A 25,418-nucleotide genomic window follows, 5' to 3' on the forward strand; every position below is an offset into this window, starting at 1 on the left:
ATGGAACTAAGCAAGCCAATGGCCACAGCGCCGCCCAAAACGGCCGTAAAAAAGAAACGCGGCAAATCATTGTTCCGCACCATTAACGACTGGCTGCATTTGTGGCTGGGACTGGTGAGTGGCATTATTGTATTTATCGTGAGCATTACGGGTTGCATCTATGCTTTTCAAAAAGAAATAAGCAGCGTAACACAACCTTACCAGTTTGTACAGGTTGAGGCCAAACCATACTTAAGTCCATCTGCTCTTAAAAAAATCGCTGAACAACACCAGTTCGGCGATAAGGCCGGCAAACCCGGATCAGTAATCAATGCCGTACAATATCCGGGTACAGGCAAAGCAGCCATCGCCACCTACCGCGATAAGCAAACGGGTTACATGATGGTTTACCTGAATCCCTATTCGGGACAGGTATTAAAGGCAAAGGCGCTGGAGAAAGACTTTTTCCGCATTGTGCTGATCGGGCATTTTAACCTGTGGCTGCCGCGAGAAGTTGGTCAGCCGATTGTATGCTGGGCTACGCTGATTTTTATCGTACTGCTGATTACCGGTCTGGTAATGTGGTGGCCGAAAAACCTGCGCAAGGCTAATGTAGACAAGAGCTTCAAAATAAAATGGAAGGCTACTTTCAAGCGTGTGAACTACGACCTGCACAATGTGCTGGGCTTTTACACCCTGATAGGCGCCTTTATTATTGCCGTTACCGGTATTTATTTTGGTTTTAAATGGGTACCCAAATCTATTTACTGGGTAGCCAGCGGCGGCAAAACCATGCCGGAACGCAGGGGCGCCATGCTTTCTGACACCACGGCTATACCTGCGCAAAAAGCATTGTACTCGGCAGAAGACAGTATCTGGAGCAAACTAAGCCATGAATACAGCAACACAGGCAGCCTGTCTATACAGTTTGCGCAGAAGAAAAGCGATGCCATTTCTGCATCTTATAATCCCGAGCAGGAAACATTTTATAAGAACCACACACGATTGTTTGACCGCTACACGCTTAAAGAAATACAGGGACAAACCCTGTACAACAAAAGCTATGAGCAAGGCAGCGGTGCAGATAAACTGGTGCGCATGGATTATGATATTCATGTAGGTGCCATCGGCGGTATTGCAGGCAAGATTATTGCCTTTTTAATAAGCCTGGTGTGTGCCAGCCTGCCCGTTACCGGTTTTATTATCTGGTGGGGTAAAAAACGAAAGAAGCCCAAAGCAAAGCCTGTTGCGAAAGCAACAGTTGCATAAAGAAAAAGGAGCCGCTGGCTCCTTTTTTTATTTACTGAAACGACTGCCTGAATGTTAATGGAGACACATTCGTTTTTGTTTTAAACAGTTTGCTGAACGATTGTGCGTGTTCAAAACCCAATTCGCAGGCAATTTCGCTAACCGATAAGTTTGTGGCGGATAATTTTTCCTTCGCTTTTTCAATGAGCTTTTCGTGGATATGTTGCTGTGTGTTTAAACCGGTACTTACCTTCAACAACGTACTTAAGTAGTCGGGTGAAAGATGGAGCTGTTCGGCAATGTATTGAACAGTGGGCAAGCCCTTTACCATTGCATCCCCGCTAAAATAAGCATCCAGCAAGTTTTCCAGCCGGGTAAGCACCTGGTGACCCGATACTTTGCGGGTAATAAACTGGCGATGGTAAAACCTGTCGGCATAGTTAAGCAACACCTCGATCTGCGATATAATAATCTGCTGGCTGAACTTATCAATATTCGCATGATATTCCTGCTGTATGTTTTGCAGTATACCTGTAATAACCATTTCTTCTTTATCAGACAAAAACAGTGCTTCGTTAACAGCATAACCAAAGTATTCATACCGTTTGATTGTTTTCGCCAGCGGCGTATCCCACAAGAAATCAGGATGAATCAATAACATCCAGCCGCTTTTATCAGGGGCATCTGCGGTTGCCTGTATGCTGAATACCTGGCCCGGGGCAATAAAAAACAGCACACCTTCATCAAAATCATACTCCTGCTGGCCATATTTAAAACTGGCATTGAAGTTCCGCTTTAAAGCAATAAGATAAAAGTCATGCACCCAGCTGCTGTTATTGTTCTCAGGTGAATGTTTGATAGCAGCATAATTTACCAGGCTTACCAGGGGATGTTCAGGTTTGGGCAAACCACGCAGCCGGTGATATTCGGTGATGGTAGAAATCCTGCGTAAGCTTGAATTATTGCCGGATGGTTTCATTGCTTTATGGCTATAATTGTTCGATGATTTTATGACTGTAATTTACCCATGATTTCCCGGTGTTATTGCTTTTACACCAGCTATTTTGCGGAGAAGTAGCTGGCAGCCATATCAGCAAGAAGGCCGGGTTGCGTTGGCTGCCAGTTTAAGGCTTGCTTTGTCTGGTCAGCAGAGGCACGGATATCCATGGCGGCAAAATGGGCGAACCAGCCAAAATGGGCAGCAGCTTCTTCTTTTGATGTTGACACGGCAGGCACATTTAAACCGCGGGCAATGGCCGTTGCAATATCGCGGAATGCGATGCCTTCTTCGGCTACTGCATGATACCTGGTGCCGCCTGCAGCCGCTTTTTCCAATGCAAGCCTGTATAGTTTTGCAGCATCATAGCGGTGAACGGCAGGCCAGCAATTCAGTGCATCGCCCGGGTAAACTGATACACCTTTTTCACGCGCAATGTTTGCAAGCATAGGCACAAAACCATGATCGCCCGCGCCATGCGTGGATGGAGGCAACCGTACTACAGAAGCGCGCACACCACGGCCTGCCGCTACATCTGCCGCTTCTTCTGAAGCAATGCGCGGGTTGAGGCCTGCAATGGGCATATCCGTTTCATTTACTATGCTGCCTTTGGGTAAAAGGCCGATAGCAGATGTGATGATTAAAGGGCGGGCTGAACCTTCGAGTACATCTCCGAAGGCTTCTATCACGCGCCTGTCATGTTCACAGCTTTCTTTGAATTTAGAGAAATCGTGGTTAAAGCCGGTGTGAATTACACCATCTGATACGGCCGCGCCGCTGCGCAGGCTGTCAATATCATACAGATCTCCCGGGTGTACTTCGGCGCCTGCTGCCGTAAGCAACTGTGCCCCTTCGGGTGAACGGGCAAGGCCCAGCACCTGGTGACCTGCAGTAATTAATTCGTGAACAACGGCTGAGCCTACAAAACCTGTAGCGCCGGTAACAAAAACGCGCATATGTTTTACTTTTAATAACGCAAATATCCTGCGCGTTAAAGGATTGGATGTAGCCGGATCCGTGTATGTTGTAGCTGAAACCGGGGGCATCACCTTCTGTGAAACCCACCAAAGTGACCGCCTCCCCTGTTCATTCTTGCATTTTGAAAGCGCTGGGTCTGCATTTGTCCACGTTCGCGTGATGCAGCTGAGTTGCCGAGCCCCTGCCTTTGAATGGTTTCCCTGTTTACCTGGTTCCAGTTGCCTTTGTTGTACTGGCTCCAGTTGCCTGTGCCGTTTTTTCTATACACATTGCCATCGTGACCGGCATACACGCCGTTGTTGGTATGCACTACGGTACCATTGGCACCATGTGTTACCACACCTCTTTGCCCGGTAGATGTGCGATAGGCAGCAGCCGTTCCGTTAGCAGTGGTAATATGCCCTGTTTGTGCCCATTGCCCGCCGCGTGTTGCTACCGAGCTGCCCCATTGCGCATAAGCATTATGCCCTTGTGAAGTAGCACCGTAACCGCCTGTCCATGGGTTATAGGATCTTGCTACTGTTCTGCCACCATACATGCCCTGTACACTTGCAGAACGGCCATACCTGCCTGTTGCAGGATTATACCAGGCACTGGTTCCTGCTGCACCATAAGGACCATATACGCGGCGACCGGCGGCATAACCGCCTGTGTAAGGATTGTACACGGCCCCCATGCCATAGGTACGCGGCCAGGGACGGTATACCGGGTAGCCAAAGCCAGCGCCCCAATAAAAATAAGGCGGGTAATAATAACCGGTACCATATACAATGGCTGCACCTACTGCAGCGCCTAAAATAAACATGCCGAAATAACCGCCCGTCGAACTGCTCTCGACGGTGGATTCTGTAGCATTGGTTTGTGTTACATAGGTTACGTTATATACCGGAGAAGAAGATGGAATGGTGTAAATTTCCTGCGGCACGCTATCTGCCGTTTTCCAGGGACCGGAAGGGTTTGAAGAAACAAACCATACTGCCTGGAAACAGAGATAATATAAATCACCCACCTTGATCACTTTATCCTGGGTATTGGTAGCATAGTCCATCGTGGTGCCTTCAATGGTTTTGAAGTTGGGCGTACCATCGTAACTGATTTTTACGTTCGCCTCTGCCTGGGCCTTGTTGATAAGCACTGTTGTGGGCACCTTTGCCAGCATTACCGCATCGGAAGCTTCAATTGTGCCTGGTACAGAAGCAAGCACATCACCCTTTTCAGAGTATGGCGGAATCTTTGCAAAATCTGCGGGCAGGTGATCACCTGCATACGCCCACGGCCCTTCCAGGCTACCTGCGCTAAACCAGCGACCGGAGAGCAAAACATAATAAGTTTCAGCAGCATTATCCAGGAACACATCGTTTTCTGTATTGGCAATATACATCAATTGTGTACCTGTAATTTTAGTGTAGATGGGCGCACCTTTAACCAAAATCAACTCTGCCGGTACAGCGCTGAAAAAAACTTTGGGAACTTTGCCCGAAGGCGGCGGTGGCGGGATCATTTTTTTCACATCATCAAAATTCTGCCCTGCAGGCAGCTTGTTCATATCTTTCGGCAATTGCAAAGTCTGCGTCCACGGGCCTTGCAGGCTGGTAGCAGTAAGCCAGGTTTTATCTTCCAGCAGGTAGTAGTTTTGTTTTTTCTTATCGCAGAACAAATCCCAGTTGCTGTTTACAATAAACTGCATGTCATTTTTTTCTATCGGTGCCAGCACCGGCTCGCCTTCAACCATTAACAATACAGCCGGATTGGTACTGTAGAAAATGGGCGGCGGATCGTTTTTAACAGCCACGCCCTCAGTGGGTGTACCGGGTTTCACCACATCGGCCATTACCCTATCCAGCATAACAGGTTCGCCACCTGTTGGGGCCAGGCTCATAAACAGTTGTTTCATTTGTGCCTGCCCGGCAGTATCGGGCAAAGCAAAGCGAATGTCTTTTACGTCCACATCTTTAAAGTATACCATGCGTTCCTCCTTGTCAACCGTAGTACTGCAGTCGATGGAAGCTACACCCAGTATTTGTTTGCCACCTTTGGGCGTTAATGAAAATGCAAACCGGGCAGACAATTGTTTATAATCTTTCCATTCATCTATTTGCGGTTGATAGTACAGCAGTACCGCTCCGTTATTCGTTTTTTGCCGTGGCCATCCAATGTCTTTAGGCACGCTGGCTGTGCCGGTTTCAGCAGCAGGTTTTGTTTGTGCAAACGTTGCATCTGCCAGCAAAAGCACAAACAGCAAACAAAGAATTGATTGTTTCATTGTTCAATGGATTTATTGTTCAATGGTTTAATTGTTCAATAGTTTAATTGTTCAAACAGAACGTTGGGCAATAGATTGATGGTCTTCTGTGGAGACTAAATACACTGACCACCTTATCGCGGGCGATATGTACAACTGTAAAATTAGCGCTAATTGGCTGCTGCGTAAAAAGAAACGGTTACAGGTTGTTTGTAACGCTGAAGCAGTGGCAATGCGGGGATATAACTATCCTACAGCAGACACAAGCTGAAACAATGAAGTACGACAGGCAATAACAACGTCTAAAAATCGCCTTGCAGGAAGGCCAGGGCCTGTTTGAGAAAGGCCTCGCGGCGGCCGGGGCCTATGTATGGTATGTGGCCGCCACCGGGCACTACGTATAAATGCGCATGCGGAATGCTTTGATACATTTCCCATGCATTGGTTATGGCGCAATGTTATTTTACTACTACAATTTGTTTACTCACCAATCTATTTTCACTATCTGTTACCGACAGGAAGTAAGTTCCCGGCAATAACTGACTGACATTGACGCTAACTGATTTTTGAGTTAACGCAACGCATCTCTTTCGCCACTTTACCAGCTACATCATATAACACAATTGCTTTTATTAAATCCGCACTTTGTGATCCGGAGTTTGTTTTTAAATCCACATTTGCCCCTGCTCCTGGATTTGACAACGTTACAAGTATGGTGTTATTCGCGGGATTAGGGTAGGCTTCAATTGTTGTCAAGGCACAATTGGAAAGCGTAAATGAAATAACTATGTCAGGGGCGGTACCACAACTATTATCGCCTTCTACCGTAACCGTATATGTGCCTGTTTGTGTAAACTTCTTCGAAACGCTTGTGCCTGATCCTAAAAATCCATTGGTTAACCCTTTTTGGTAACTCCATAAAAAAGAGTAGTCAGATAAATTCACGTCAGACTGCGGGGCTATCGTAAACACATTATCCCCTATCACAGATCCAATGCAATTCGATCCCTGCCGGTTAATACCATAGGGAGCCGGGGAACCTATCACCACATTCCTTTGTATAAGACTATTTGTACCACAGCTATTTGCCATCGTTGCTTTTATCGTAGCAACACCATTAGCACTGCCAACACGATTAACAGTTGTTGAAAAACCCGACGCAGAAGAAAATGAAACCAGTCCTGCCGGCGTTGCACTCCATGTTACCGCAGATATGCCAGTGCTGCCAGCAACAGCGAACGGCGCATTAGTTGTAGGGGTACATATTGTATTGCTACCACTCACAACAGGATTGCCAATACTTATCCCCAACACGCTATAGCCAAACCTAACTGCGCCGGCGCTCGCAACAGGATATGTACCTATAGGCTGACCTAGTATTGTACTAATCTCGTAAATATAGGTTCGAAGTGTAACCGTATTGCCACTTTGAGCAACAACATCACAAAAGCCTTCACCATAGCAGCTTCCACCATCGTTCCGGTAGCCGGTAGAAGTAAGACCAACGCCCCATACACCATTAACGGAGCAAAATGTAGATGGCAGTGTGACTGTAGTACGTACTTCAATTTTGTTAACTATATAAGTACCATCTGCAACTCCGGGGAATGCCAATAATATCATTTTGACATTGTTGGTTGTTGCATAAACTGCACCGCCGGTTTGAGTAAAGTGTTGCAGGGTGTATGGTGTTCGCAAAAAATCTAAAGCCGCGCGTGCATTCAGTCTTCCATAACCGTAAGCAATATTGGGTGTAGCCGGGAAATTACCATCACTCACGTGAACGGCGCTACGTTCAATTAATTGAATTATGTCATCATTGTAAAGATCATTCCGATAATTTTTCAAAAGTGATGCAACTCCAGCCACTTGTGGCGCGGCCATAGACGTACCAGCTACCGGGGCATACCGGTTATTCCAGTTGGTAGTGTAAACATTATCTCCCGGAGCTGCAATATCAACCCAATCTCCCTGAGTAGAACCCGGATTAATAATGCTACCGTCACCGCAATTTGCCACTGTTAAAATCCCCATATCAAACCCTCCGGGATAATTTGCAACATTTGGATGCTGGCCCTGAGAGTTACCGGCAGCCACACAAGACAGCCGATTGTTTTTGTATGCATAAGCCATCCCCTCTCTAAGCATAATCGAGTATGGGCTGAGATTGCCATTGTCGTCAGCTAAATGGTAGCTATGCACTAACGTCCACACATTCGTACCAAAGTCTACAGCTTCTTCTGTTTTTCTATTCATTAAAATAGCGCCTTGCAATGAAGATGGCCCATTAGTATAATCTTTTGGCAATATCCGAGCATTCCAGTCAACACCAGATACACCAACAGCGTTATTAGAAGATGCTGCTGCACTGCCAGCGACCTCGGTTCCATGACTATCTCCAAGGGTCTCCAGCTGATAGGTTTGGTCGCCGCCTGCAATTTTTGCTGAAAGATCCGGGTGAGTAATATCCACCCCTTTGTCAATAATTGCAATGATTGAATTGGCAGATCCAGTAGTAATATCCCATGCTTCCGTAACATGTATATCGTAATCCCGATGTGATGGGTTATACAGATTATTTTGAGATGTGAAATAACTATCGTTAGGTATCGTCTGCGATTCTCCATGCCCATTCCCTTCAGCAAATACTACCTCTGTCTGAGCCAGTAAGCTATTGACCAGCTGATTACGGACTGTGACATTAGGAGTTATGATCACAAAAACTTTTGCCTTGTTCATTTTCTTATAAGTATTGCCATATTCATCTGAAACCAACGTATCGGTCTCATTAAAGTCAGGATACGCAGCCAAAACGTCGCTACTATTTAATCCATAACTGGCGAGTACATTTTGTATAGCTGCAGAAGAAATGACAGCTCCAGAACCCGATCGCTGGACACCGCTGCCAAAATAAACTATTGCTTCCTGATCCCGGCTTGTTTGCCCAAAAACTGAGACTTTACAAAAGCCAATAGAAATAATTAAAGATAAGAGTTGAATTAGTGTTTTCACAGTTTAGATTTAAAATGTGTTATTGAATGTAATTTGCTTCTTATTAGAGCCATCCGCATCCATCACCCAAATAGTACCGCTGGTTTTATTCAGCGTTTGTAAATCAAAATTCACCCATGCAATTTTTCCATTTGACGAAACAGTGTAACCTTCGTAAGAATCGCCACACAACTTCACAGAGTTACTACCATCGGCTTTAACTCTCCACAAACCGTATTGCTCATAATAGATGTAATCTCCGAAATAAGCAGGTCGATTCTTCACCTTATATACATCGCTTGTGCTCGTTATCCTCCTGACAGTAGACATATTACCGCGGAATGAAAATAATTGCCCCTGTTTTGTTAAACTATCATAACTACCATATAACACTTCGCCGGAGGAAATGCACCTCGGATCATTCATTATGTTTTTTGTATCCTGAAATACAGTCAATCCGGTTCCATCTGCAGCCATTTTGAAAAGATAGGCGGCATCGCCCCTCGCAGATGTATCTCCCTTGAAATATAACGAATCGCCTGTGTCAGTGAAAGAAGGGCTACTACCAATACCGCTTGTCGTTAAAACAACCATCCTCGTTGTATCAAAAACATATCCATCAAAAGGCATCTTGTACAATAATCCTTTAACGCTGAATGCGAGCCAGTCACCAGATGGCGACCAACATGGATCTTTTACCTGGAAATGGGTTACTTGCCGCTTGCCAGACCCGTCATTATTCATCACCCAAAGACCAGAAGAATCAGGATAATAAGCATAGCTAAACTCACTGCAAGGGCCGTTACCTGATTTTTGAGCAGATTGCAACGGTAGATAATCAAAGGCTATGTATTTACCTGATGGATGCCACGCCGGATAACTGTAAGTAGGTACAGGTTGTACATTGTCGCTTCCGCAGGCTATATCGTGCTTGGAACAGGATGTGCTACACAGAAATGTGAGACAAAAAAACATTGATGTAAAGATGGGGGCTTTCACATTGTTGAATTTAAAAAGTGTTGTTGAATGTGATTTGCTTTTTATTAGAGCCATCTTCATCCATCATCCAAATAGTACCTTGTGTCTGATCAATGACATGCAAATCAAAATTTACATAGGCAATCTTTCCCGTAGGAGAAATTGAGTAGCCCATGTAAGAATTGGTACATAACCGGATATTATTTTGGCCATTGCCGCCTACACGCCAAATGCCAGCCTGCTCGTAATATATATAGTTATTGTAAAGAGAAGGGCTGTTATTGTGTGTTCCCGAAACAATACTTCTTCCACTGCCATCGGCGGCACTCGACTTTTTGCATGAGCTATAGAGCAAGATGCCCGATAAGAAAAACAGGATGGAGGATTGTGATTTTGCAATCAAGGCAATACAGGTGAATAGGTTAGCAATGGTTGATCGGCTTTGCATAGCAAGTATATCATTGATGGCACATAGTTGGAAAGCGTTAGTTTTACCTTTTGTACACTTAAATTAGGCAAAGACCTGATACAAACAAATTAAAATTTTCTATTATCAGGATAGGTATAATAGTAGCCGCAACGAGATTGAGCAATAGCTGGCAACGTTTTTAAGCAGGCGTACGTAAGTACACTGTGATTCGCTTTTATCAAAAACTTTCAAATCGGTTCGCATGACGTCGTATTGTATCCTCACTCAAAAAAACAAGCCAATATATGTTGGGTTTGCTTATCGGTATACTCGGCCTTCCAGTAATGCCTGTCGTTCACATCGCGGTAAACTACATTATCTGTTTCGTAATGCGCTATAAATGGCTTTTGCAGGAACACGATTATGGTATTGTATGCAGGCCAGCCTTTGGCGGTTTCGGCAATGATGTTACCCAGTTTTAATTCGCCCTCCATAATCTGTTTCAAAGCCGGGCTAAAATTGTCGATGTGTTCCTGTGTGATCATTGTTTCATTGCGTTGTGCAATGCAATGTAGGTTATTTGATGTTCGGGCGCAACAGCAGCACACCAAAAACAAAGTTCCGCAGTGAGCACTGCGGAACTTTTTTATTGACTATTCACTATTCACTATTCTATTCACTATCTTTCACCACACACTAACTTGTTCGCAGCGAGTTCACCGGGTTGGCGATGGCCGCTTTTATAGCCTGGAAGCTTACCGTTAACAGGGCTACCATGATTACCAGTATGCCTGCAGACGCGAACATCCACCAGCTCAGGGTTATGCGGTACGGGTAATTCTGCAGCCATTTGCTGGCCGCCAGCCACGCCAATGGTATAGATGCCAGCAGTGCAATGGTAACCAGCTTCAGGAAGTCCTTTGAAAGTATGGTAACAACACCGCTTACGGAGGCGCCCAGTACTTTGCGGATGCCGATTTCTTTGGTACGTTTTTCAGCGGCCAGTACAGATAAACCGAATAGCCCGATGCACAGATAATTATACTTTCAGGCGTGTTGCAGATTGTCCGGTTTTGATACGGCAATTGTACGGTTGTGCGGGTAATTTCCATGCATGTGTACTTTGCAAGGCGTCATTATATTATATTTAGGGCATGACTGGTTTACGCAACAAAATTCAAACAGCATTTATCGCTGCAGGCATGGCATGCAGCATCAGCAGCCTTGCACAACAACCTGCAATATTCCTGGCAGATCCCACTATTTTTAAAGACCATGGCATGTTCTACCTGTACGGAACCGGCAGCAACCAGGGATTCCCGGTATACACTTCCACTGATCTTAAAACATGGAAACAACCGCAGGACAGCACCCGGCGCCTTGCATTGAAACGCGGTCAGGCTTTTGGCGATCATGGTTTCTGGGCGCCGCAGGTAGTTCACTATCGCGGCAGTTACTACATGGCTTACACAGCGGAAGAACATATTGCTATTGCCAAAGCTGCCAGCCCGGCGGGGCCTTTTAAACAAGACACACCTTTTGCATTGAGTGGAACAGGCAAACAGATTGATCCGTTCCTGTTCTTTGACGACAACGGGAAAATATACCTCTATCATGTTAAACTGCAGAATGGCAACCGCATATTCGTGGTGGAAATGAAGCCAGACCTGAGCGATATTATACCCGGTACGGAAAAAGAATGTATTGCCGGCACCGAAACATGGGAAAATACTGCGAATGCAACATGGCCGGTAGCCGAAGGCCCAACTGTACTGAAGCATAAAAACAGGTACTACCTTATTTACTCGGCAAACGATTTTCGCAATAAAGATTATGCGGTAGGTTATGCCACTGCTGCTTCGCCAACAGGCCCGTGGAAGAAATATACCGGCAATCCCATCATCAGCCGGCAAATGCTTGGCCACAACGGAACCGGCCATGGAGATGTGTTTACTGATAAACGAGGCAACATGTATTATGTGCTGCACACGCACCGTTCAGATACATTGGTAAGTCCGCGTGCAACAGCGATGGTGCATTTGCAGTTTAAACCCGCAAAAGAAGGCGAAGACATACTGGAAGCAGATGCAGCATCGTTTGCCTGGCTGCGCGTTGAGTAATTTTTACATTTGTAATGCTATCTATATGCTTGATGAAACAGGGAAACCGGAATTCTGGGAAGCTGCTTTTTCAGAAAAACAGGAAATGTGGGGATTTGATCCGGCTAATTCTGCCGTGTTAACCAAAGACTTTTTTATCGCACACGGGGTTAAGAACATACTCATTCCCGGCATTGGTTATGGCCGCAATGCGCAAATTTTCAGGGACAATGATATTTCCGTAACAGGCATTGAAATATCAGCCACTGCCATTGAACTGGCCCGGAAGCAGTACGGATCAGACATGATTATTTACCACGGTTCTGTAACCGACATGCCATTTGAGGATCGAAGCTATGACGGCATTTTTTGTTATGCGCTGATTCATTTGCTAGACAGTGATGAAAGGCAAAAGCTGATTCGTAATTGTTATAACCAGCTGTCACCAGGCAGCTATATGATTTTTACGACAATATCGAACTGCTAATCGGTTGCTGCTCCTGGTGAGCCTGTTTTGTGCCTATCCATTTTTTTCGTTACAAGCGCAGAACAATGCGCAGGCATTTATTTCAGGGGATTTTGCCGATCCGTCTGTTATCAAAGCAAAGGATGCTTATTTTGCTGTTGCCACTTCGTCGGAATGGGCGCCGCATTTTCCTATCTACCGGTCAAAAGACCTGCAGCACTGGACGCAGGCAGGCTATGTATTTGACAAAGCGCCGGAGTGGACGTCCGGCAGCTTCTGGGCACCCGAATACTACTTTCACAATGGCCTCTATTATATTTACTATACGGCCCGCCGCAGGTCAGACAATATTTCCTGCATAGGTGTTGCTACCTCGAAGTACCCTGACAAGGGCTTTGAAGACCGCGGTATTGTTGTTAGCTATGGCAAAGAGGCGATTGATGGCTTTATTTACAAAGACCATGACCAGTTATACATCACGTTTAAAGCCTATGGGCTTGACAAACGGCCTATTGAAATTCTCGGCAGCAGGCTTTCGCCCGACGGTTTAAAGACAGAGGGAGCAATCTTTTCTTTATCGAAAGACACTGCGGGTGCAGGAATGGAAGGCCAAAGCATTTTACAGCACAATGGCTTTTATTATCTCTTTTATTCTTCCGGCAGCTGCTGTGGTAATGGCTGCAGCTACAATGTACGCGTAGCACGCTCCAAAAATTTTAAAGGACCATATGAGCAATACCCGCAAAACCCGATACTGCAGGCCAATGAAGTATGGAAATGCCCGGGACATGGTACGTTTGTGCAACAGAGCGACGGCAACTACTGGTATATTCATCATGCTTACAACAAACAAAGCAATGTATTTACAGGCCGTGAAGGCATGCTGGCAATACTGCGCTGGCAAACCAATGACTGGCCTTCTTTTGTTGACCAGGATGCCGGCAGTAAACAGGCTACCGATATCACTACAGCTTTTACTGGCAATCAATTAGCAAAATACTGGCAATGGGATTTCCGTAACAGCTCACCTGTTGCCAGTCAAACTAACGGCCGGCTGCAATTGTCAGGCACTGTTAAAGAAGGCAATAACACAGGCATTGTGCTTGCAATGCGCCCTGTGAGCAGCCATTTTGCTGCTACTGCAACGATTGTGAACACCAACCAGTCTGTTAAAGGGCTTGCGTTTTATGGCGATGCAGATGTTGCCGTAGGCATTGGTGCAACAGGCAATAAAGTGGAATACTGGGTAGTAAAAAACAATAAACGAACCGTACTGGCCAGTCAGCCGGCACAACCGGGTATACCCGTTGAAGTGAGACTAACCATGTTGCCTGAGCTTACCTGTACGGTAGCCTTCCGCCAGGGAACAGCAGACTGGCAGCAGGTTGGCGGCGATCAGGATATCAGCTTTCTGCCGCGCTGGGACAGAAGTCCGCGCATAGGCTTGCATTTCCAGGGCCCTTCGAATGAAAGCGCTATATTTTCTGGATTTGTATTAAACAATCTTTAAGGAGAGATGGGAGCGGACTAATACAGCATGTGAGGGAGACTATATACACCCTCCCCCACATGCGCAGTCTGTTTTCCGGGCTGTCGCAGACTTACCCAGTGCTTTATCTAAAGCGCTGTTGAAAATATTTAGCAGCGCATTCCATTTGTCTTCCGAATAACTGCAACCTGTAGTAATAACAGCACGTGCACATGCACAGCTGCAGCAGTTTATTGTTATGTACCTGGTAAATAGCAATAAACTGCCCGGTAAATTATACCGCTTTGTTGTGATGTCGTTGGCCCGTTGTAGTTGTCGGGTTTTCGACCAAAAAACATAAATAGTCCAAAAAATCATTATCTTTGCATCATTCTAATACAATGACCTCAGACAAACGACTTCAGATAATAGCCACTGCCCAAAAACTATTTCAGAAAAAAGGGCTGGGCATGGTAACCATGGAAGATGTGGCCAAAGCTGCCGGCATGGGAAAAAGTTCGTTGTATTACTACTTTAAAAGCAAGGAAGAAATATTTAACGCCGTACTGGAAACAGAGATCAGCGAAATTCTGCTGGAAACCATCAAACGCATCAGCATGCACGAAAGCCTGCTGGAAAAGCTGATGGATTTTGCCGCAGTAAAATTTGAAATGGCCAGGAAGCGAAAATCACTGTACCGCGCCATGGAAGCGGGTATGGATGCCGAAGCGCTTTCCCGGTACAATGACCTAAAAAAGGAAGTACATACCAATTACCTGCAAAAAGAAAAGGTGGTGTTGCAGCAACTGCTGATTGCCGGCGGCAACAACAATGAAATTAAAAAACTCAGCGCCGCCGGGCTGGAACAGGCCATTTTCATTTTCCTTTCCGCCCTCAGGGGTATGAACCGGGAAATAACCCTGTTTGGCACCACTGAACAACCGGAAGAGTTGTTCATAACCTTTTGCAGGCTTTTCCATCAGGGGTTGCAATAGTTTTTTTTGATCAAAATTCGACCAAAAACACATTTTAGTCTAAACATGAACTTTAACAATACATTCAGGGCATTTAAATCACGCAACTACAGCCTGTTCTTTTATGGCCAGCTGGTATCGCGTATAGGCATGTGGATGCAGCGCACCGCGGTGATCTGGGTGGTGTACACATTAACACACTCGGTTTTCCTGGTAGGACTAACCACTTTTGCCGAACAATTCCCCTCCTTCCTGTTATCACCTGCAGGTGGCATTGCAGCCGACCGGCACGATCGCTATAAGGTACTGATGGCAACGCAAATAGTGTCAGCCATACAGGCCGTGGCATTAACACTGGTGTATCATTACTGCGCCAATCCCTTCTGGGGCTTGTTGCTGCTGAGTGTATTGCTTGGGCTGGCCAATGCATACGATGTTCCTTCGCGCCAGGCCATGGTAAACGATATTGTACCCAATAAGGAAGACCTGCCAAGCGCCATAGCTATGAACTCATCGCTCAACAACCTGTCGCGGCTTATAGGCCCCGCCTTATCAGGTATTGTACTTGCGAAATATGGTGCAACGGTTTGTTTTATAGCCAATGCCGTGAGCTTCCTTGCAGTGATTACCTGTTTAACCATGATGAAGTTCCCGCAACGGCAACCAGTACAGCGCAGCAAAAACGCCTGGACAGATTTTCGTGAGGGATTGACTTATACCCGTTCACAAACCGAGATCGGGCGCATTTTATTGCTCATGGGCCTCGTGTGCCTGTTTGTTGCCACCTACAATACATTACTGCCTTTTTATGCGCGTGATGTGTTTAAAGGCAGTGCAGCCACGTATGGTTTTATCAATGCAGCAACCGGGATCGGTGCATTAACCAGCACCCTGGTGCTGGCCTCGCAGAAGAACAGCAACCGGTTAAAAAACCTGCTCTTCATTAACCTGTTGGTATTGGGACTGGGCTTACTGCTAATGTCGCACATGCGCATATTGCCCTTGTTTCTTCTATTGTGCTTTGTGTGCGGGTTTGGCACCATGTCGGTGATACCCATTTGCAACACTGTTATTCAAACGGTATCATCTGCACAAATGCGCGGCCGTGTAGTAGGTTTTTTCGCCATGTCAGCCTTCGGCACCCTGCCACTGGGCGCCTTGCTGGTTGGCTGGCTGGCTAAAATCATTCATCCCCAAACCTGCATGCTTGTTCAGGGTGCAGCCAGCCTGCTCATCGCGCTGCTCTTTTACCGTTTCCTGGCATCAGGCATTCAATCGCCCTTAAACGCAAACGAAACAGTTGTTAAAAGTTAATCATCACAATAATCCATCAAGCAATGACACAGCAAAAATCAAACACCGCACTATTGGTAATGGATATGCAGGAAATGCTGCTAGGCTCTTTACCAGGCAGCGATCAACTGGTTTCCAACATTTCAAAAGCAATTGAACATGCACGCGCCAACAGCATGCCTGTTATTTATGTAGTAGTCGCATTCCGCGCGGGATATCCCGAAATTCACCCGGAGCACAGAACCTTCAGCACGCTCCCTTCACGCCTGGCCGGCGTTACTCCTGAACAAATGTTGAAAATTGCAACGCCCCTTGCACCTGCAGCAGGCGAAGTTGTTGTAATTAAAAAAAGGTTCAGCGCATTCACCGGCAGCGACCTCGAAGTGATATTGCGCTCACAGGGTATCCAGCACCTGGTGTTAACCGGTGTGGTTACCAGCGGCGTGATATTGTCAACATTTACAGAAGCAGCCGATAAAGATTACCAGCTAACCGTACTGTCTGATGGTTGTATGGACCGCGACCCTGCCGTTCACCAGCTGCTGCTCGACAAAGTATTCGCCCGCGTAGCTGATATCCAAACCTGCGAAGGCTGGAGCACAGCAGCAAAATAGTGTACAGCAAATTGTCGTGGATACCTGCAGCGGTAACCATTTTAGCATAAAAAAAGTCATTGGTTTCAATGACTTTTTTTATGCATCACGCAGGCTGCAGCATTTGCATCATCTTTGCCAGCGCATCATCGCCGTGCATCCATTCTATCATCGCCAGCGATTCCCTGGCTTCCTCCACACCTCTTGCCAGCATTGACTGCTCGTATGCTGCAATGGCTGTTTGCATATCATTAAAAACGCCATTGGTAAGGCATTCGCTCAACTCCACCGCATCAAGCATCGCAAGGTTTACCCCCTCGCCGGATGGCGGCATAATATGTGCCGCATCGCCCAGCAGGGTAACATTCGGTAAAGCATCCCAGTGCAGGTTGGCCGGTATGCAATATTGCGGACGGGGAAGCAACGGCAAACTGGCATTTTCGCACAACGAAAGCCATATATGATCCCATTCTTTAAAGGCCTCTTTAAACCACGCAAGCACCTGCGCCCTATCATTAAAATCAATGGTGCGAACCCAGTCTTCCGCCGTTCTAAAACTGGTATAGAATTGCAGGCTGCCATCTCCTTTTGCAGACACGTGCAAATACTTCCCGCCGCTGAATGCATAGAGCTTACCACCCTGCAGCAGTTGATCAATGCCGGGCACTACTGTTGCAGCATTGTCTACATTTCCCTGCACAATGGTTACGCCGGAATAGAAAGGCTGAACAGCCGTAACAAAAGGCCGGATCCTGGAATTTGCACCATCTGCGCCGATCACAATATCTGCTGTTGCCGTTGTCCCGTTTTTAAACGTCAGCTCCCATACATCACCCACCTGCAACATGGTGATAAAATGACTGTCCCAAACAACCGTACCAGGCTCAAGCGAATCCAGTAACATATCCCGTAAAGGCCCCCTGTCAATTTCAGGCCGGAATGTTTCGCTGCTGAAATCTTCATCCTGTATGCTGTCATGTTCATCGAATAAAATATGGGCGTGTTCATCAACAACACGTCCTTTATCTGCACCTGGCCGGTAAGTGGCTTTAAACGCATCCATCAACCCTGCTTTTTCCATTGCCTTAAGTCCCGATCCCTGGTGCAGGTCAAGCGTGGCGCCCTGTACACGTACCTCCCTGTTTAAATCCCTTTCATACACTTTTACGGGTACTCCTTTCAGTTGTAATAGCCTCGCAAGTGTCAGCCCGCCCGGGCCTCCGCCGATAATGGCTACCTGTTTATTTTCCAGTAACATATATTTCCTTTTATTTCTATCTGCAAAACTATCTCTACTTTTACAAGCAAAATAGCCGTGATAGCTATTAAAATAGTCGCAAATGAAAATACAGCTTACCGATAAGCACAGGTCAGGCATAATGTTTGAATTTGCCCGGGCTATCGGCGCTACCATCAGTGGTCGGTTTATCCATATCCCCGAAAACAAGGGATCAGGCTATATTACCGGCTTTTCCTGGGGCAATGATATGCGCATGCTGGTACGCAACTACCACCTCAAAGAGGCTGTTTTTATTGAGCGTACCAACGAGCTGGCCGAGGATCAGGATGATGTTGCTTTCCTGCTGAGCGGCATTTTCCCTTCACTCGTCCAGGCAGAAAAACAACTATCAACAGAACAGGCCAGTGTATTGATTTGCCCGCATGCGGTTTCTTCCATCATGACCATGCCATCAGATACCGTTTTCGGCAGCGTAACAATTGCGGTTTCCAGGCAATACCTGCGCAAATTATTCGGCAACATACAACACCCGGTAGTAACAAGCGTGCTCGAAGCAAGGGACAACTTTGTATTTGAAACAGGCATTTCAACCGGAATAATACAAACAGCCGGTGATATGCTGGGGCAGCCTGTTCCCGAAAGCCTGGAAACTCACTATTATAAACTAAAATGCGAAGAGCTGTTGTGCCATGTTTTTGCCTTGTTACTGCAGCGTGAAGCTGTGCCCGCAAGCAATATGCATATCGATGATATTAAAGCCATTTATGCGGTTAAGCTGCGTTTGCAGACACACCTGGACGAGCCTCCCCATATTGCCGCACTGGCCCTTGAAGCAGGCATGAGCGAACCCAAGCTGCGCAAATTGTTTAAACAGACTTTTGGTAAAGGCGTATTTGAATACTACCAGGCCGCACGCATGCAGGAAGCAGCAAGACTATTGAAGGAAAAACGGCTCACCGTATCAGAAGTGGGCTATCAACTGGGCTTTACCAACCTCAGCCATTTTTCGCGGGTATTTGAACAGCATACAGGCATTAAGCCAAAGAAGTATTCAGTGAACAGTAATCAGGCTGAATAAGCTGTCAATACACTAAAACCCCTCCGCCGCTTCAAAGCTCACTTTTTCCTTTGTTTGGGGATGCCTGAATTCAAGATAAGCCGCGTGCAGGTACATTCTTTCCGATGGCGTGCCATACAAATCATCTCCAACAATCGGTGCATTCAATCCAAGCGCATGCGCAGCATGCATGCGCAACTGGTGTGTTCTGCCGGTCAGCGGCCAGAAGTGTACCTTGGTGACAGCTGCATTTCTTTTAACTACCTTCCAGCGTGTAATGCTTTTTTTACCGGCATTAAAACACACCAGTTGCCTGGGGCGGTTAAACAAATCGGCACGCAGCGGAAGCTCAATCTGCCCTTCTGATTGCTCAATTACTTTAGAAAGCAATGCCACATACCGTTTACTTACCGTACGCTGCAAAAACTGTTTTTGAATATGTTTGTGCGCAGCTGGTGTTTTGGCTATCACCAGCAGCCCCGAAGTATCCATATCCAGTCGATGCACAATAAGCGGCTCAATACCTGGTAATGCATGCTTCAACCTGCTGTAAACTGAATCCGCAATATCCACGCCTGGCACAGAGCGCAGCCCTGCCGGTTTATTCACCACAACAAAGCTTGCATCCTCGTATACAATATCAAGCGCACCCGCCTCCTTATCTGTTCGTAAAAAAGGATTTTCATCAACAGGCATCCCTTCCAGCATATGCGCAAGAATAGGCTTACACTTACCTGTGCAGGCCGGGTAAAACTGCTTGTGTTGCCTGATCTCCGATTTGGGTGCAGCGCCCCACCAAAACTCTGCCATGGCCAACGGCGTATACCCGTTTGCAAAGGCAAACTGCAATAACTTGGGTGTGGCACATTCACCTGCCGCTGCAGGAGGTTTGCCAAAAGCAGTAACGCTGAATATTTCCTGCAAGCTTTTGCTTTTGCCAGCCTTGTTCAAAAAAGTATATTGCTCAAACAGCTGTTGTTGCAGGGTGGCAGATCTTTCCCTGCGTTCATTCTTCAAGGCTTCAATGCCGGCCTCCAATTGAGCAAGTGTTGCCTGCAGTTCATCCAGCTGCTGTTTCCATTTGCCGGTAAGTTCTTTCAGCAGGTGTTTATCATACAGGCTCTGTTTAATTAACTGCTCTTCGGCAATAGCATAAGCCTGCGCATCCAGTTCACGCTTCAATACATCGCGGCGATGCTTCCGTTCTTCTTTGTTACTGTTTAAGTGTTGCTTCAGGACTGCTATTTCGCGTAGGGATTGTTCCGATAATTGTTCGATATCGCATTTCAAACGCAGGTAGTTTTCGCCGGTTGTTATTGCTTCAATCCGGGCGTTAATGGTATTGATGATTTCCTGTTCTTTCAGGAAAAAACTGTCTTCCACCAGCATATCAAACACAGGCGGAACAAACTGCGGGTGCGCATTGGAACCGGCCAGTTTACCCGAGAAAGCACTCAGGTAGCCCACACGCCCCTCCATGTCCTGCACCACTAAAACGCCAAACATTTTCCCGATGGCGCCTGCACTGCTATCGGCAGATAGCCCGAAATTATGATCCAGTTCAGTTTGCGTTTCCAGGTAGTGCTGCAGTTCAGCAGCCGCTATTTTTGTCAGTGGGTGCGGCTCGTAATAAAAAGGGAAAGTAAACCGCGCTGGCAGTGCTGTTTCACTAATCACTTTCTCTTCAAAATAAGTAAGCTTATTTTGGTTATTGACTTCCAAGCGCTTGCTGTTTTTATTGCGAAATAAAGAATGCCTTTACCGGCAGAAAGAACTGCAAATTTACCGTTTATGCCCCACAATCAGTAAAAAGCACAGAAAACAAGGGCATCCCTGCGGTTTGATGAAAAATTATATGTAACCAAAACAGGTAGATGATTGCCTGAAATCAGTAAATTCCTCTTAAATATAATGCGATGAAAAAAGTAAGCGGTATAGGCGGCGTGTTTTTCAAATGCAAAGACCCGCAACAGGTAAAGGACTGGTATGCCAAAAACCTGGGTATAGTTGGCGGCGAATACGGCGTTAACTTTGAATGGCTGGAAGCAGATGATCCATCCAAAAAAGGCACCACGGTATGGGCGCCATTTCCGGGCGACACCACCTATTTCAACCCCTCTACAAAAGATTTCATGATCAACTACCGCGTTGAAGATCTCGAGGCGCTGGTAGCTGAGCTTAAAGAAGCCGGTGTTACCATTGTAGATGAAATTGCCACTTACGACTACGGCAAGTTTGTACACATCCTCGATCCCGAAGGAAACATCATCGAGTTGTGGCAACCGATAGATTAAGCAACGGATGATTGGCTTGACTGAATGATATTAGAGAACAAACAGCTCCGTCAGCACGAAGCTGTTTGTTGTTTTTTGCCGTTCCTCATTTCTCTCCTGCGGTCACAAATGCGACTTCGTACCTTTCAGAAAATTGCACCAGGTATGACCACAGCCGAAGTAGCCGCACGCCTTATAAAACTCTGTACTGAAAACAAATTTGAACAGGCGCAGGAAGAACTGTATGCCGATGACATACTGCGCATAGAAACAGACGGGACACAGATTACCGGCAAACAAAATACCCTGGCCGCCGAAAAAAAATTCCTGGGTAGCCTTACAGCCATACAATGCGATACATCTGCACCCCAGGTAGCAGGCGATTTTTTCAGTATCGTAATGAATGTTGGTCTTACTTTCAGGAACGGAATGCAGGTCGCGTCTTCCGAAATCTGTGTATACAAAGCAGAAGGCGGCAAAATTACATTTGAACAATTTTTTCGCTCGCCGCAAGCGGCAAGGCCGGCATAGTAACCACAGCTTTACATACCCCGACAAATGCGCAAATTCATGCCTTGCAACCACTGACAGCCTTGTCACCAAGCCCTCCTGTTAAAACGCACTTTTTACAAACTCCCCTTTCTGTGCCGCAACCTGGTTACCCCAGCCAAGAATCGCATCCAGTAAAGGCGCACAGGATTTGCCAAAATCTGTTAAACCGTACACCACTTTAACAGGCGGCTTCTCCCCATACACCTGTCTTGAAATCAACCCATCCTCTTCCAGTTGCTTTAACTGCAGGCTCAGCGTTCTTTCAGTAACACCCACCATCTCTTTTCTGAGTTCACTGTACCGTTTATCAGCGTCTTTCAGGTGGTATAGGATAACCGCCTTCCATTTGCCGCCAATCAAATCCATCGCAACACTCACTGTACAGGGATACAATTTGTTGTTAACCCTGATTAAATCACTTTGACATTCAATACCCATGGCACCTGTTTAAAGACTATCCTAATGGATAGCTATTGCAAATCTATCACACTATAAATAGGTTTGCAACTATACTTTTTATAGTACTACAAATCAAAAGAACATGAAACCTGGAAAAGAGAAACCGCTAATTACCATTACCGGCGTTTTAGGCAAACAGGGCCGCAGTGCTGCACATACACTATTACAAAGCGGGCGTTACCGCGTGCGCGGCATCACCCGCCGCATCGATTCCCCGGAAGCACGCCATTTGGTTGAACAGGGAGCGGAATTGGTGCCCTTACCCCTCGACCTCGGGTATAAAAAACAATACACCGAAGCGTTCCGCGGCTCCGACGGCGTTTTTATGATGACACCGGGCATTGCCCCTCCGCAAACTCACGAAGCAGCACTGGGTAAACAGCTGGCAGATGCAGCAGTGGAAGCAGGCGTTCCGCATATCATTTTTAGCAGCCTCGAGAACGTGGCCGAAATTACAGCAGGTAAAAAGTTTGCACCGCACTTTACAGACAAGGCCCATATTGAGCAATACATACGCACACTGCCGGTTACCAGCTCGTTTATTTACATGGCTTTTTTCTACACCAACCTGGTGGAGTTTTACCCGCCCGCCGTAAAAGGCGACACGCTGGTATTCCCCATCTATTTACCCGAAGATTTCCGCGCACCATTTGTAGATCCCCTTACTGCAACAGGGCCTGCTGTACTGGAAATACTCTCCCATCCCGAACAATACGCCGGCAAGTCCCTCCCCGTTATCGGCGATATCATTTCCCCGCGGGAGATGGTAGACACCTTCGTACGGGTAACAGGTAAAAAAGCGGAATATAGTGCTGCATTTTCACGGGAAGCGTTACTGCATCATTTCCCGGCTTTTGGCGCAAACCAACTGCTGGTTGATGAAATTACAGGTATGGTGGAGTATGCGGTGGAGTATGGCTATTTTGGCAAAGACCGTGACCTGTTATGGAGCCGCCGCATCAATCCCGGCACCTTGAATTGGGAACAATTCCTGCGTACAACCGGCTGGCAGGGGCAACAACGCACCTGGTAACGGTGGTGATTTTCCTGCGGTTAAAATTATTGCAGAAAAACCCGATCGTTTTGCATTGCTCAATCGTCGAAAAGAGAAAGCAATACAAAATGACCAATTTAAAAAACAAAGTAGCCGTGGTATTTGCGGCATCAGGTGAAATTGCCGGGGCAGTGGCACGTTCATTCGCGCAGCATGGCGCAAAAGTGTATGTCACTGCCCGCAACCTGGATGCCGTAACAACACTGGCCGAAGCAATCAACGCCAATGGCGGATGGGCCGAAGCAGGTAAAGTAGACGCCCTGGATGAAACCGGGATCGACAGCTATTTAAAAAAAGTAGTTGCAGAAAACGGGAAACTCGATATGGTGTTCAATGGCATCGGCACTTACTACAAGGATGCAGGCAGCGGCACACCCACTACCATGGCCAGTTTCGAGCAATTCCTCCATCCATTACAACGCATCTGCGGGTCACAGTTTCTTACTTCACGAATAGCGGCGCGGTATATGATCCAATCTGCATCTGAAGGCACGCTCCTGCTGCTAACTGCATCAATGGCGAAGAGCAAAACACCCAATATGGCGGGCTTTGCCGCTGCCTGTGCTGCCATAGAAGCATTGACAAGGGTAATGGCTGCCGAGTTCGGTCAGCATGGCATTAAGTCCATCTGCATTTGCTCCGGTGCCTTGCTGGAGACCAAAAAGATCACGGGCATGATCAATGACTTTGCCCAACTCGCAGGCGTACCCCGCGAAGAGATGGCCTTGCGCTACACAAAGTTTGATATCCTGAAAGCAACTACCTCATTGAAACAACTGGGCGAAACAGCCGCTTTCCTCGTTTCGGAAAATGGTGTAGTCTTCAACAGCCATGTAGTCGATATTGACTGCGGGAAATTCAACATATTATAACGCCCGTAAACACTAAATTTGATTACATGGAAACAGCACAAATACTCAGGAATGCGATGACCGGTGACATCAATGCATTTCAAACACTGTTTGCCGGGTTTCAAAACCAGCTGAAATCATACCTCTACCGTTTATTAACCGATCGCAACGATGTAGATGATCTCACGCATGATACCTTCATCAGGGCATTCGACAAAATAGCCACCTTTAACCAGGAATCATCCCTCAAAACCTGGGTGTTTACCATAGCCACCAATCTGGCTTACGATCATCTGAAGAAGCTGAAGCGATGGCCTGCCGATGCGCAGGATCGTGGAGCCCGCTTAGCCGTTGGTACGCCCGATATTTCTAACTCGTTCAGGGTAGTGCACCAGGCATCCAATGCCGGGGCTTATGAGATAAAGGAGCACATTGATTTTTGCTTTACCTGCATCTCTAAAACCCTGCCCATCGAAAACCAGGTAGCGCTTATTTTAAAAGACATTTACGACTTCCCGGTGAAAGAGATCTGCCTCATCCTCGATAAAACCGAGGGTGTTGTAAAACACCTGCTGAACGCATCAAGGGAAACCATGGCCAACATTTTCGACAACCGCTGCGCACTGGTAAACAAAAAGGGCGCTTGCGACCAATGCAGCCAGCTGAACGGCATATTCAACCCCAAACAAAACCAGCAGGAACAGCGGATGAAACTCGAACTGGTAAAGGAATCCAGGAAATTCAATAGAATGGAATTGCTTAACCTGAGAACATTGCTGGTAAAAGCCATTGATCCCTTGCATAGCTCAGGCACCGACCTGCAGGATATCCTGATGCGTTGCACCCGCACCGCTATTGGCGAAGTGAATAATTTCTTTGATGTGCCCAACAGCAAAGTGCACTAAACCATATGCATGCAAACTACTGGACTGCGGCGGAGAATGGGGGCTTGTGGTAGCTTCAGCTACGCAAGCGGCACCAATGCCACCCTCATGCGTACCGGAAGAGGCAATGAGCTTTCACCATCAGATTATTACTTCCGGTCAGTTCCTGTATTTGAAACCAGTGCGCCCAAATATGCGTGGCTCAATCATACGGTAGCCGTTGGTGTGGGCAGTTTCCCGGCGCCGGGCAAATTAATTTATCGTATCTATGCAATAAAGTAACAGGCGCAACCGCATATAACAATACACCCCGTGAAATAACATGCAGCTCCT

26 protein-coding genes are annotated in these 25,418 nt (G+C 46.7%); 14 read left to right on the forward strand and 12 right to left on the reverse strand.

The features are described 5' to 3' along the window. Nucleotides 1-1,248 (forward strand): PepSY-associated TM helix domain-containing protein, encoded by a 1,248-nt coding sequence (locus tag DXN05_RS19605; protein ID WP_211330104.1) that lies wholly within the window; start codon nucleotides 1-3, stop codon nucleotides 1,246-1,248. A 31-nt stretch (nucleotides 1,249-1,279) separates the two neighbouring features. Here the strand turns inward: DXN05_RS19605 and DXN05_RS19610 are convergent, their stop codons facing one another. From DXN05_RS19610 to DXN05_RS25090, 9 genes are all read right to left on the reverse strand, one after another. Beyond that, nucleotides 1,280-2,206 carry a helix-turn-helix domain-containing protein gene (locus DXN05_RS19610; RefSeq protein WP_116848995.1) on the reverse strand — a complete coding sequence of 309 codons (927 nt, stop codon included), beginning with the start codon at nucleotides 2,204-2,206 and terminating at the stop codon, nucleotides 1,280-1,282. 80 nt (nucleotides 2,207-2,286) lie between these two features. After that, the gene (locus tag DXN05_RS19615) at nucleotides 2,287-3,180 is read right to left on the reverse strand and encodes an SDR family oxidoreductase (protein ID WP_116849095.1); all 894 of its coding nucleotides are present in this window, start codon (nucleotides 3,178-3,180) and stop codon (nucleotides 2,287-2,289) included. Between the two features lie 89 nt (nucleotides 3,181-3,269). Then, entirely contained in the window at nucleotides 3,270-5,465 is a 2,196-nt protein-coding gene (locus DXN05_RS19620) for a hypothetical protein (RefSeq protein WP_147314002.1), read from the reverse strand. A 281-nt stretch (nucleotides 5,466-5,746) separates the two neighbouring features. Next, entirely contained in the window at nucleotides 5,747-5,875 is a 129-nt protein-coding gene (locus tag DXN05_RS25160; protein WP_262511513.1) for a hypothetical protein, read from the reverse strand. Between the two features lie 124 nt (nucleotides 5,876-5,999). Beyond that, on the reverse strand, nucleotides 6,000-8,456 hold the full coding sequence (locus DXN05_RS19625) for a S8 family peptidase (RefSeq protein WP_116848997.1): 2,457 nt from the start codon (nucleotides 8,454-8,456) through the stop codon (nucleotides 6,000-6,002). 9 nt (nucleotides 8,457-8,465) lie between these two features. Then, nucleotides 8,466-9,434 (reverse strand): DUF5050 domain-containing protein, encoded by a 969-nt coding sequence (locus tag DXN05_RS19630; RefSeq protein WP_158559355.1) that lies wholly within the window; start codon nucleotides 9,432-9,434, stop codon nucleotides 8,466-8,468. Between the two features lie 10 nt (nucleotides 9,435-9,444). After that, nucleotides 9,445-9,861 carry a hypothetical protein gene (locus DXN05_RS24520; RefSeq protein WP_147314004.1) on the reverse strand — a complete coding sequence of 139 codons (417 nt, stop codon included), beginning with the start codon at nucleotides 9,859-9,861 and terminating at the stop codon, nucleotides 9,445-9,447. Between the two features lie 242 nt (nucleotides 9,862-10,103). Next, nucleotides 10,104-10,367 (reverse strand): hypothetical protein, encoded by a 264-nt coding sequence (locus tag DXN05_RS19635; protein ID WP_116848999.1) that lies wholly within the window; start codon nucleotides 10,365-10,367, stop codon nucleotides 10,104-10,106. Between the two features lie 151 nt (nucleotides 10,368-10,518). Then, nucleotides 10,519-10,857, reverse strand: a complete 339-nt coding sequence (locus tag DXN05_RS25090; protein ID WP_116849000.1) for an ABC transporter permease — start codon at nucleotides 10,855-10,857, stop codon at nucleotides 10,519-10,521. 119 nt (nucleotides 10,858-10,976) lie between these two features. On the opposite strand from DXN05_RS25090, the gene DXN05_RS19645 reads away from it, so the two are divergent. From DXN05_RS19645 to DXN05_RS19670, 6 genes are all read left to right on the forward strand, one after another. After that, the gene (locus DXN05_RS19645) at nucleotides 10,977-11,942 is read left to right on the forward strand and encodes a glycoside hydrolase family 43 protein (RefSeq protein WP_116849001.1); all 966 of its coding nucleotides are present in this window, start codon (nucleotides 10,977-10,979) and stop codon (nucleotides 11,940-11,942) included. Nucleotides 11,943-11,967: 25 nt separating this feature from the next. Next, nucleotides 11,968-12,408, forward strand: coding sequence for a class I SAM-dependent methyltransferase (locus tag DXN05_RS19650; protein ID WP_116849096.1), 441 nt, complete (start codon nucleotides 11,968-11,970; stop codon nucleotides 12,406-12,408). A 16-nt stretch (nucleotides 12,409-12,424) separates the two neighbouring features. After that, nucleotides 12,425-13,897, forward strand: coding sequence for a glycoside hydrolase family 43 protein (locus DXN05_RS19655; RefSeq protein ID WP_158559357.1), 1,473 nt, complete (start codon nucleotides 12,425-12,427; stop codon nucleotides 13,895-13,897). A gap of 359 nt (nucleotides 13,898-14,256) precedes the next feature. Next, nucleotides 14,257-14,850 carry a TetR/AcrR family transcriptional regulator gene (locus DXN05_RS19660; RefSeq protein WP_116849003.1) on the forward strand — a complete coding sequence of 198 codons (594 nt, stop codon included), beginning with the start codon at nucleotides 14,257-14,259 and terminating at the stop codon, nucleotides 14,848-14,850. 45 nt (nucleotides 14,851-14,895) lie between these two features. Further along, complete coding sequence (locus tag DXN05_RS19665) at nucleotides 14,896-16,143, forward strand: MFS transporter (RefSeq protein ID WP_116849004.1); 1,248 nt, start codon at nucleotides 14,896-14,898, stop codon at nucleotides 16,141-16,143. 23 nt (nucleotides 16,144-16,166) lie between these two features. Then, the gene (locus tag DXN05_RS19670) at nucleotides 16,167-16,736 is read left to right on the forward strand and encodes a cysteine hydrolase family protein (RefSeq protein WP_116849005.1); all 570 of its coding nucleotides are present in this window, start codon (nucleotides 16,167-16,169) and stop codon (nucleotides 16,734-16,736) included. An 85-nt stretch (nucleotides 16,737-16,821) separates the two neighbouring features. Here the strand turns inward: DXN05_RS19670 and DXN05_RS19675 are convergent, their stop codons facing one another. Next, on the reverse strand, nucleotides 16,822-17,973 hold the full coding sequence (locus DXN05_RS19675) for an FAD-dependent oxidoreductase (RefSeq protein ID WP_116849006.1): 1,152 nt from the start codon (nucleotides 17,971-17,973) through the stop codon (nucleotides 16,822-16,824). An 82-nt stretch (nucleotides 17,974-18,055) separates the two neighbouring features. Here DXN05_RS19675 and DXN05_RS19680 point away from each other — a divergent pair, with 82 nt between their 5' ends. Further along, the gene (locus DXN05_RS19680; protein ID WP_116849007.1) at nucleotides 18,056-19,033 is read left to right on the forward strand and encodes an AraC family transcriptional regulator; all 978 of its coding nucleotides are present in this window, start codon (nucleotides 18,056-18,058) and stop codon (nucleotides 19,031-19,033) included. Between the two features lie 12 nt (nucleotides 19,034-19,045). Here the strand turns inward: DXN05_RS19680 and DXN05_RS19685 are convergent, their stop codons facing one another. Next, a complete protein-coding gene (locus DXN05_RS19685; protein WP_116849008.1) occupies nucleotides 19,046-20,734 on the reverse strand; it encodes an RluA family pseudouridine synthase in 1,689 nt (562 codons plus the stop codon). Nucleotides 20,735-20,928: 194 nt separating this feature from the next. Here DXN05_RS19685 and DXN05_RS19690 point away from each other — a divergent pair, with 194 nt between their 5' ends. Then, the gene (locus DXN05_RS19690; RefSeq protein WP_116849009.1) at nucleotides 20,929-21,306 is read left to right on the forward strand and encodes a VOC family protein; all 378 of its coding nucleotides are present in this window, start codon (nucleotides 20,929-20,931) and stop codon (nucleotides 21,304-21,306) included. A 144-nt stretch (nucleotides 21,307-21,450) separates the two neighbouring features. Next, entirely contained in the window at nucleotides 21,451-21,816 is a 366-nt protein-coding gene (locus DXN05_RS19695; protein WP_116849010.1) for a SnoaL-like domain-containing protein, read from the forward strand. Between the two features lie 81 nt (nucleotides 21,817-21,897). On the opposite strand, the gene DXN05_RS19700 is transcribed toward DXN05_RS19695, so the two are convergent. Beyond that, nucleotides 21,898-22,275 carry a winged helix-turn-helix transcriptional regulator gene (locus DXN05_RS19700; protein WP_116849011.1) on the reverse strand — a complete coding sequence of 126 codons (378 nt, stop codon included), beginning with the start codon at nucleotides 22,273-22,275 and terminating at the stop codon, nucleotides 21,898-21,900. Nucleotides 22,276-22,378: 103 nt separating this feature from the next. Between DXN05_RS19700 and DXN05_RS19705 the strand changes: the two genes are divergently transcribed. The 4 genes from DXN05_RS19705 (at nucleotide 22,379) to DXN05_RS19720 (ending at nucleotide 25,367) form a co-directional block, all read left to right on the forward strand. Further along, complete coding sequence (locus tag DXN05_RS19705) at nucleotides 22,379-23,329, forward strand: NmrA/HSCARG family protein (protein ID WP_116849012.1); 951 nt, start codon at nucleotides 22,379-22,381, stop codon at nucleotides 23,327-23,329. An 89-nt stretch (nucleotides 23,330-23,418) separates the two neighbouring features. Next, nucleotides 23,419-24,222 carry an SDR family NAD(P)-dependent oxidoreductase gene (locus tag DXN05_RS19710; protein ID WP_116849013.1) on the forward strand — a complete coding sequence of 268 codons (804 nt, stop codon included), beginning with the start codon at nucleotides 23,419-23,421 and terminating at the stop codon, nucleotides 24,220-24,222. Between the two features lie 26 nt (nucleotides 24,223-24,248). After that, nucleotides 24,249-25,106, forward strand: a complete 858-nt coding sequence (locus DXN05_RS19715) for an RNA polymerase sigma factor (RefSeq protein WP_116849014.1) — start codon at nucleotides 24,249-24,251, stop codon at nucleotides 25,104-25,106. A gap of 9 nt (nucleotides 25,107-25,115) precedes the next feature. After that, nucleotides 25,116-25,367 (forward strand): DUF3237 family protein, encoded by a 252-nt coding sequence (locus DXN05_RS19720; RefSeq protein WP_116849015.1) that lies wholly within the window; start codon nucleotides 25,116-25,118, stop codon nucleotides 25,365-25,367. The last annotated feature ends 51 nt before the right edge of the window (nucleotides 25,368-25,418 follow it).

The organism is Deminuibacter soli, assembly GCF_003412455.1.
GTDB lineage: Bacteria > Bacteroidota > Bacteroidia > Chitinophagales > Chitinophagaceae > Deminuibacter > Deminuibacter soli.

Excerpts from the sequence above, each read along its gene's own strand:
- DXN05_RS19605 (WP_211330104.1), top strand. The coding sequence starts at position 1 with ATGGAACTAAGCAAGCCAATGGCCACAGCGCCGCCCAAAACGGCCGTA.
- DXN05_RS19610 (WP_116848995.1), bottom strand. The coding sequence starts at position 2,206 with ATGAAACCATCCGGCAATAATTCAAGCTTACGCAGGATTTCTACCATC.
- DXN05_RS19615 (WP_116849095.1), bottom strand. The coding sequence starts at position 3,180 with ATGCGCGTTTTTGTTACCGGCGCTACAGGTTTTGTAGGCTCAGCCGTT.
- DXN05_RS19620 (WP_147314002.1), bottom strand. The coding sequence starts at position 5,465 with ATGAAACAATCAATTCTTTGTTTGCTGTTTGTGCTTTTGCTGGCAGAT.
- DXN05_RS25160 (WP_262511513.1), bottom strand. The coding sequence starts at position 5,875 with ATGTATCAAAGCATTCCGCATGCGCATTTATACGTAGTGCCCGGTGGC.
- DXN05_RS24520 (WP_147314004.1), bottom strand. The coding sequence starts at position 9,861 with ATGCAAAGCCGATCAACCATTGCTAACCTATTCACCTGTATTGCCTTG.
- DXN05_RS19635 (WP_116848999.1), bottom strand. The coding sequence starts at position 10,367 with ATGATCACACAGGAACACATCGACAATTTTAGCCCGGCTTTGAAACAG.
- DXN05_RS19645 (WP_116849001.1), top strand. The coding sequence starts at position 10,977 with ATGACTGGTTTACGCAACAAAATTCAAACAGCATTTATCGCTGCAGGC.
- DXN05_RS19650 (WP_116849096.1), top strand. The coding sequence starts at position 11,968 with ATGCTTGATGAAACAGGGAAACCGGAATTCTGGGAAGCTGCTTTTTCA.
- DXN05_RS19660 (WP_116849003.1), top strand. The coding sequence starts at position 14,257 with ATGACCTCAGACAAACGACTTCAGATAATAGCCACTGCCCAAAAACTA.
- DXN05_RS19665 (WP_116849004.1), top strand. The coding sequence starts at position 14,896 with ATGAACTTTAACAATACATTCAGGGCATTTAAATCACGCAACTACAGC.
- DXN05_RS19670 (WP_116849005.1), top strand. The coding sequence starts at position 16,167 with ATGACACAGCAAAAATCAAACACCGCACTATTGGTAATGGATATGCAG.
- DXN05_RS19675 (WP_116849006.1), bottom strand. The coding sequence starts at position 17,973 with ATGTTACTGGAAAATAAACAGGTAGCCATTATCGGCGGAGGCCCGGGC.
- DXN05_RS19680 (WP_116849007.1), top strand. The coding sequence starts at position 18,056 with ATGAAAATACAGCTTACCGATAAGCACAGGTCAGGCATAATGTTTGAA.
- DXN05_RS19690 (WP_116849009.1), top strand. The coding sequence starts at position 20,929 with ATGAAAAAAGTAAGCGGTATAGGCGGCGTGTTTTTCAAATGCAAAGAC.
- DXN05_RS19695 (WP_116849010.1), top strand. The coding sequence starts at position 21,451 with ATGACCACAGCCGAAGTAGCCGCACGCCTTATAAAACTCTGTACTGAA.
- DXN05_RS19700 (WP_116849011.1), bottom strand. The coding sequence starts at position 22,275 with ATGGGTATTGAATGTCAAAGTGATTTAATCAGGGTTAACAACAAATTG.
- DXN05_RS19705 (WP_116849012.1), top strand. The coding sequence starts at position 22,379 with ATGAAACCTGGAAAAGAGAAACCGCTAATTACCATTACCGGCGTTTTA.
- DXN05_RS19710 (WP_116849013.1), top strand. The coding sequence starts at position 23,419 with ATGACCAATTTAAAAAACAAAGTAGCCGTGGTATTTGCGGCATCAGGT.
- DXN05_RS19715 (WP_116849014.1), top strand. The coding sequence starts at position 24,249 with ATGGAAACAGCACAAATACTCAGGAATGCGATGACCGGTGACATCAAT.
- DXN05_RS19720 (WP_116849015.1), top strand. The coding sequence starts at position 25,116 with ATGCAAACTACTGGACTGCGGCGGAGAATGGGGGCTTGTGGTAGCTTC.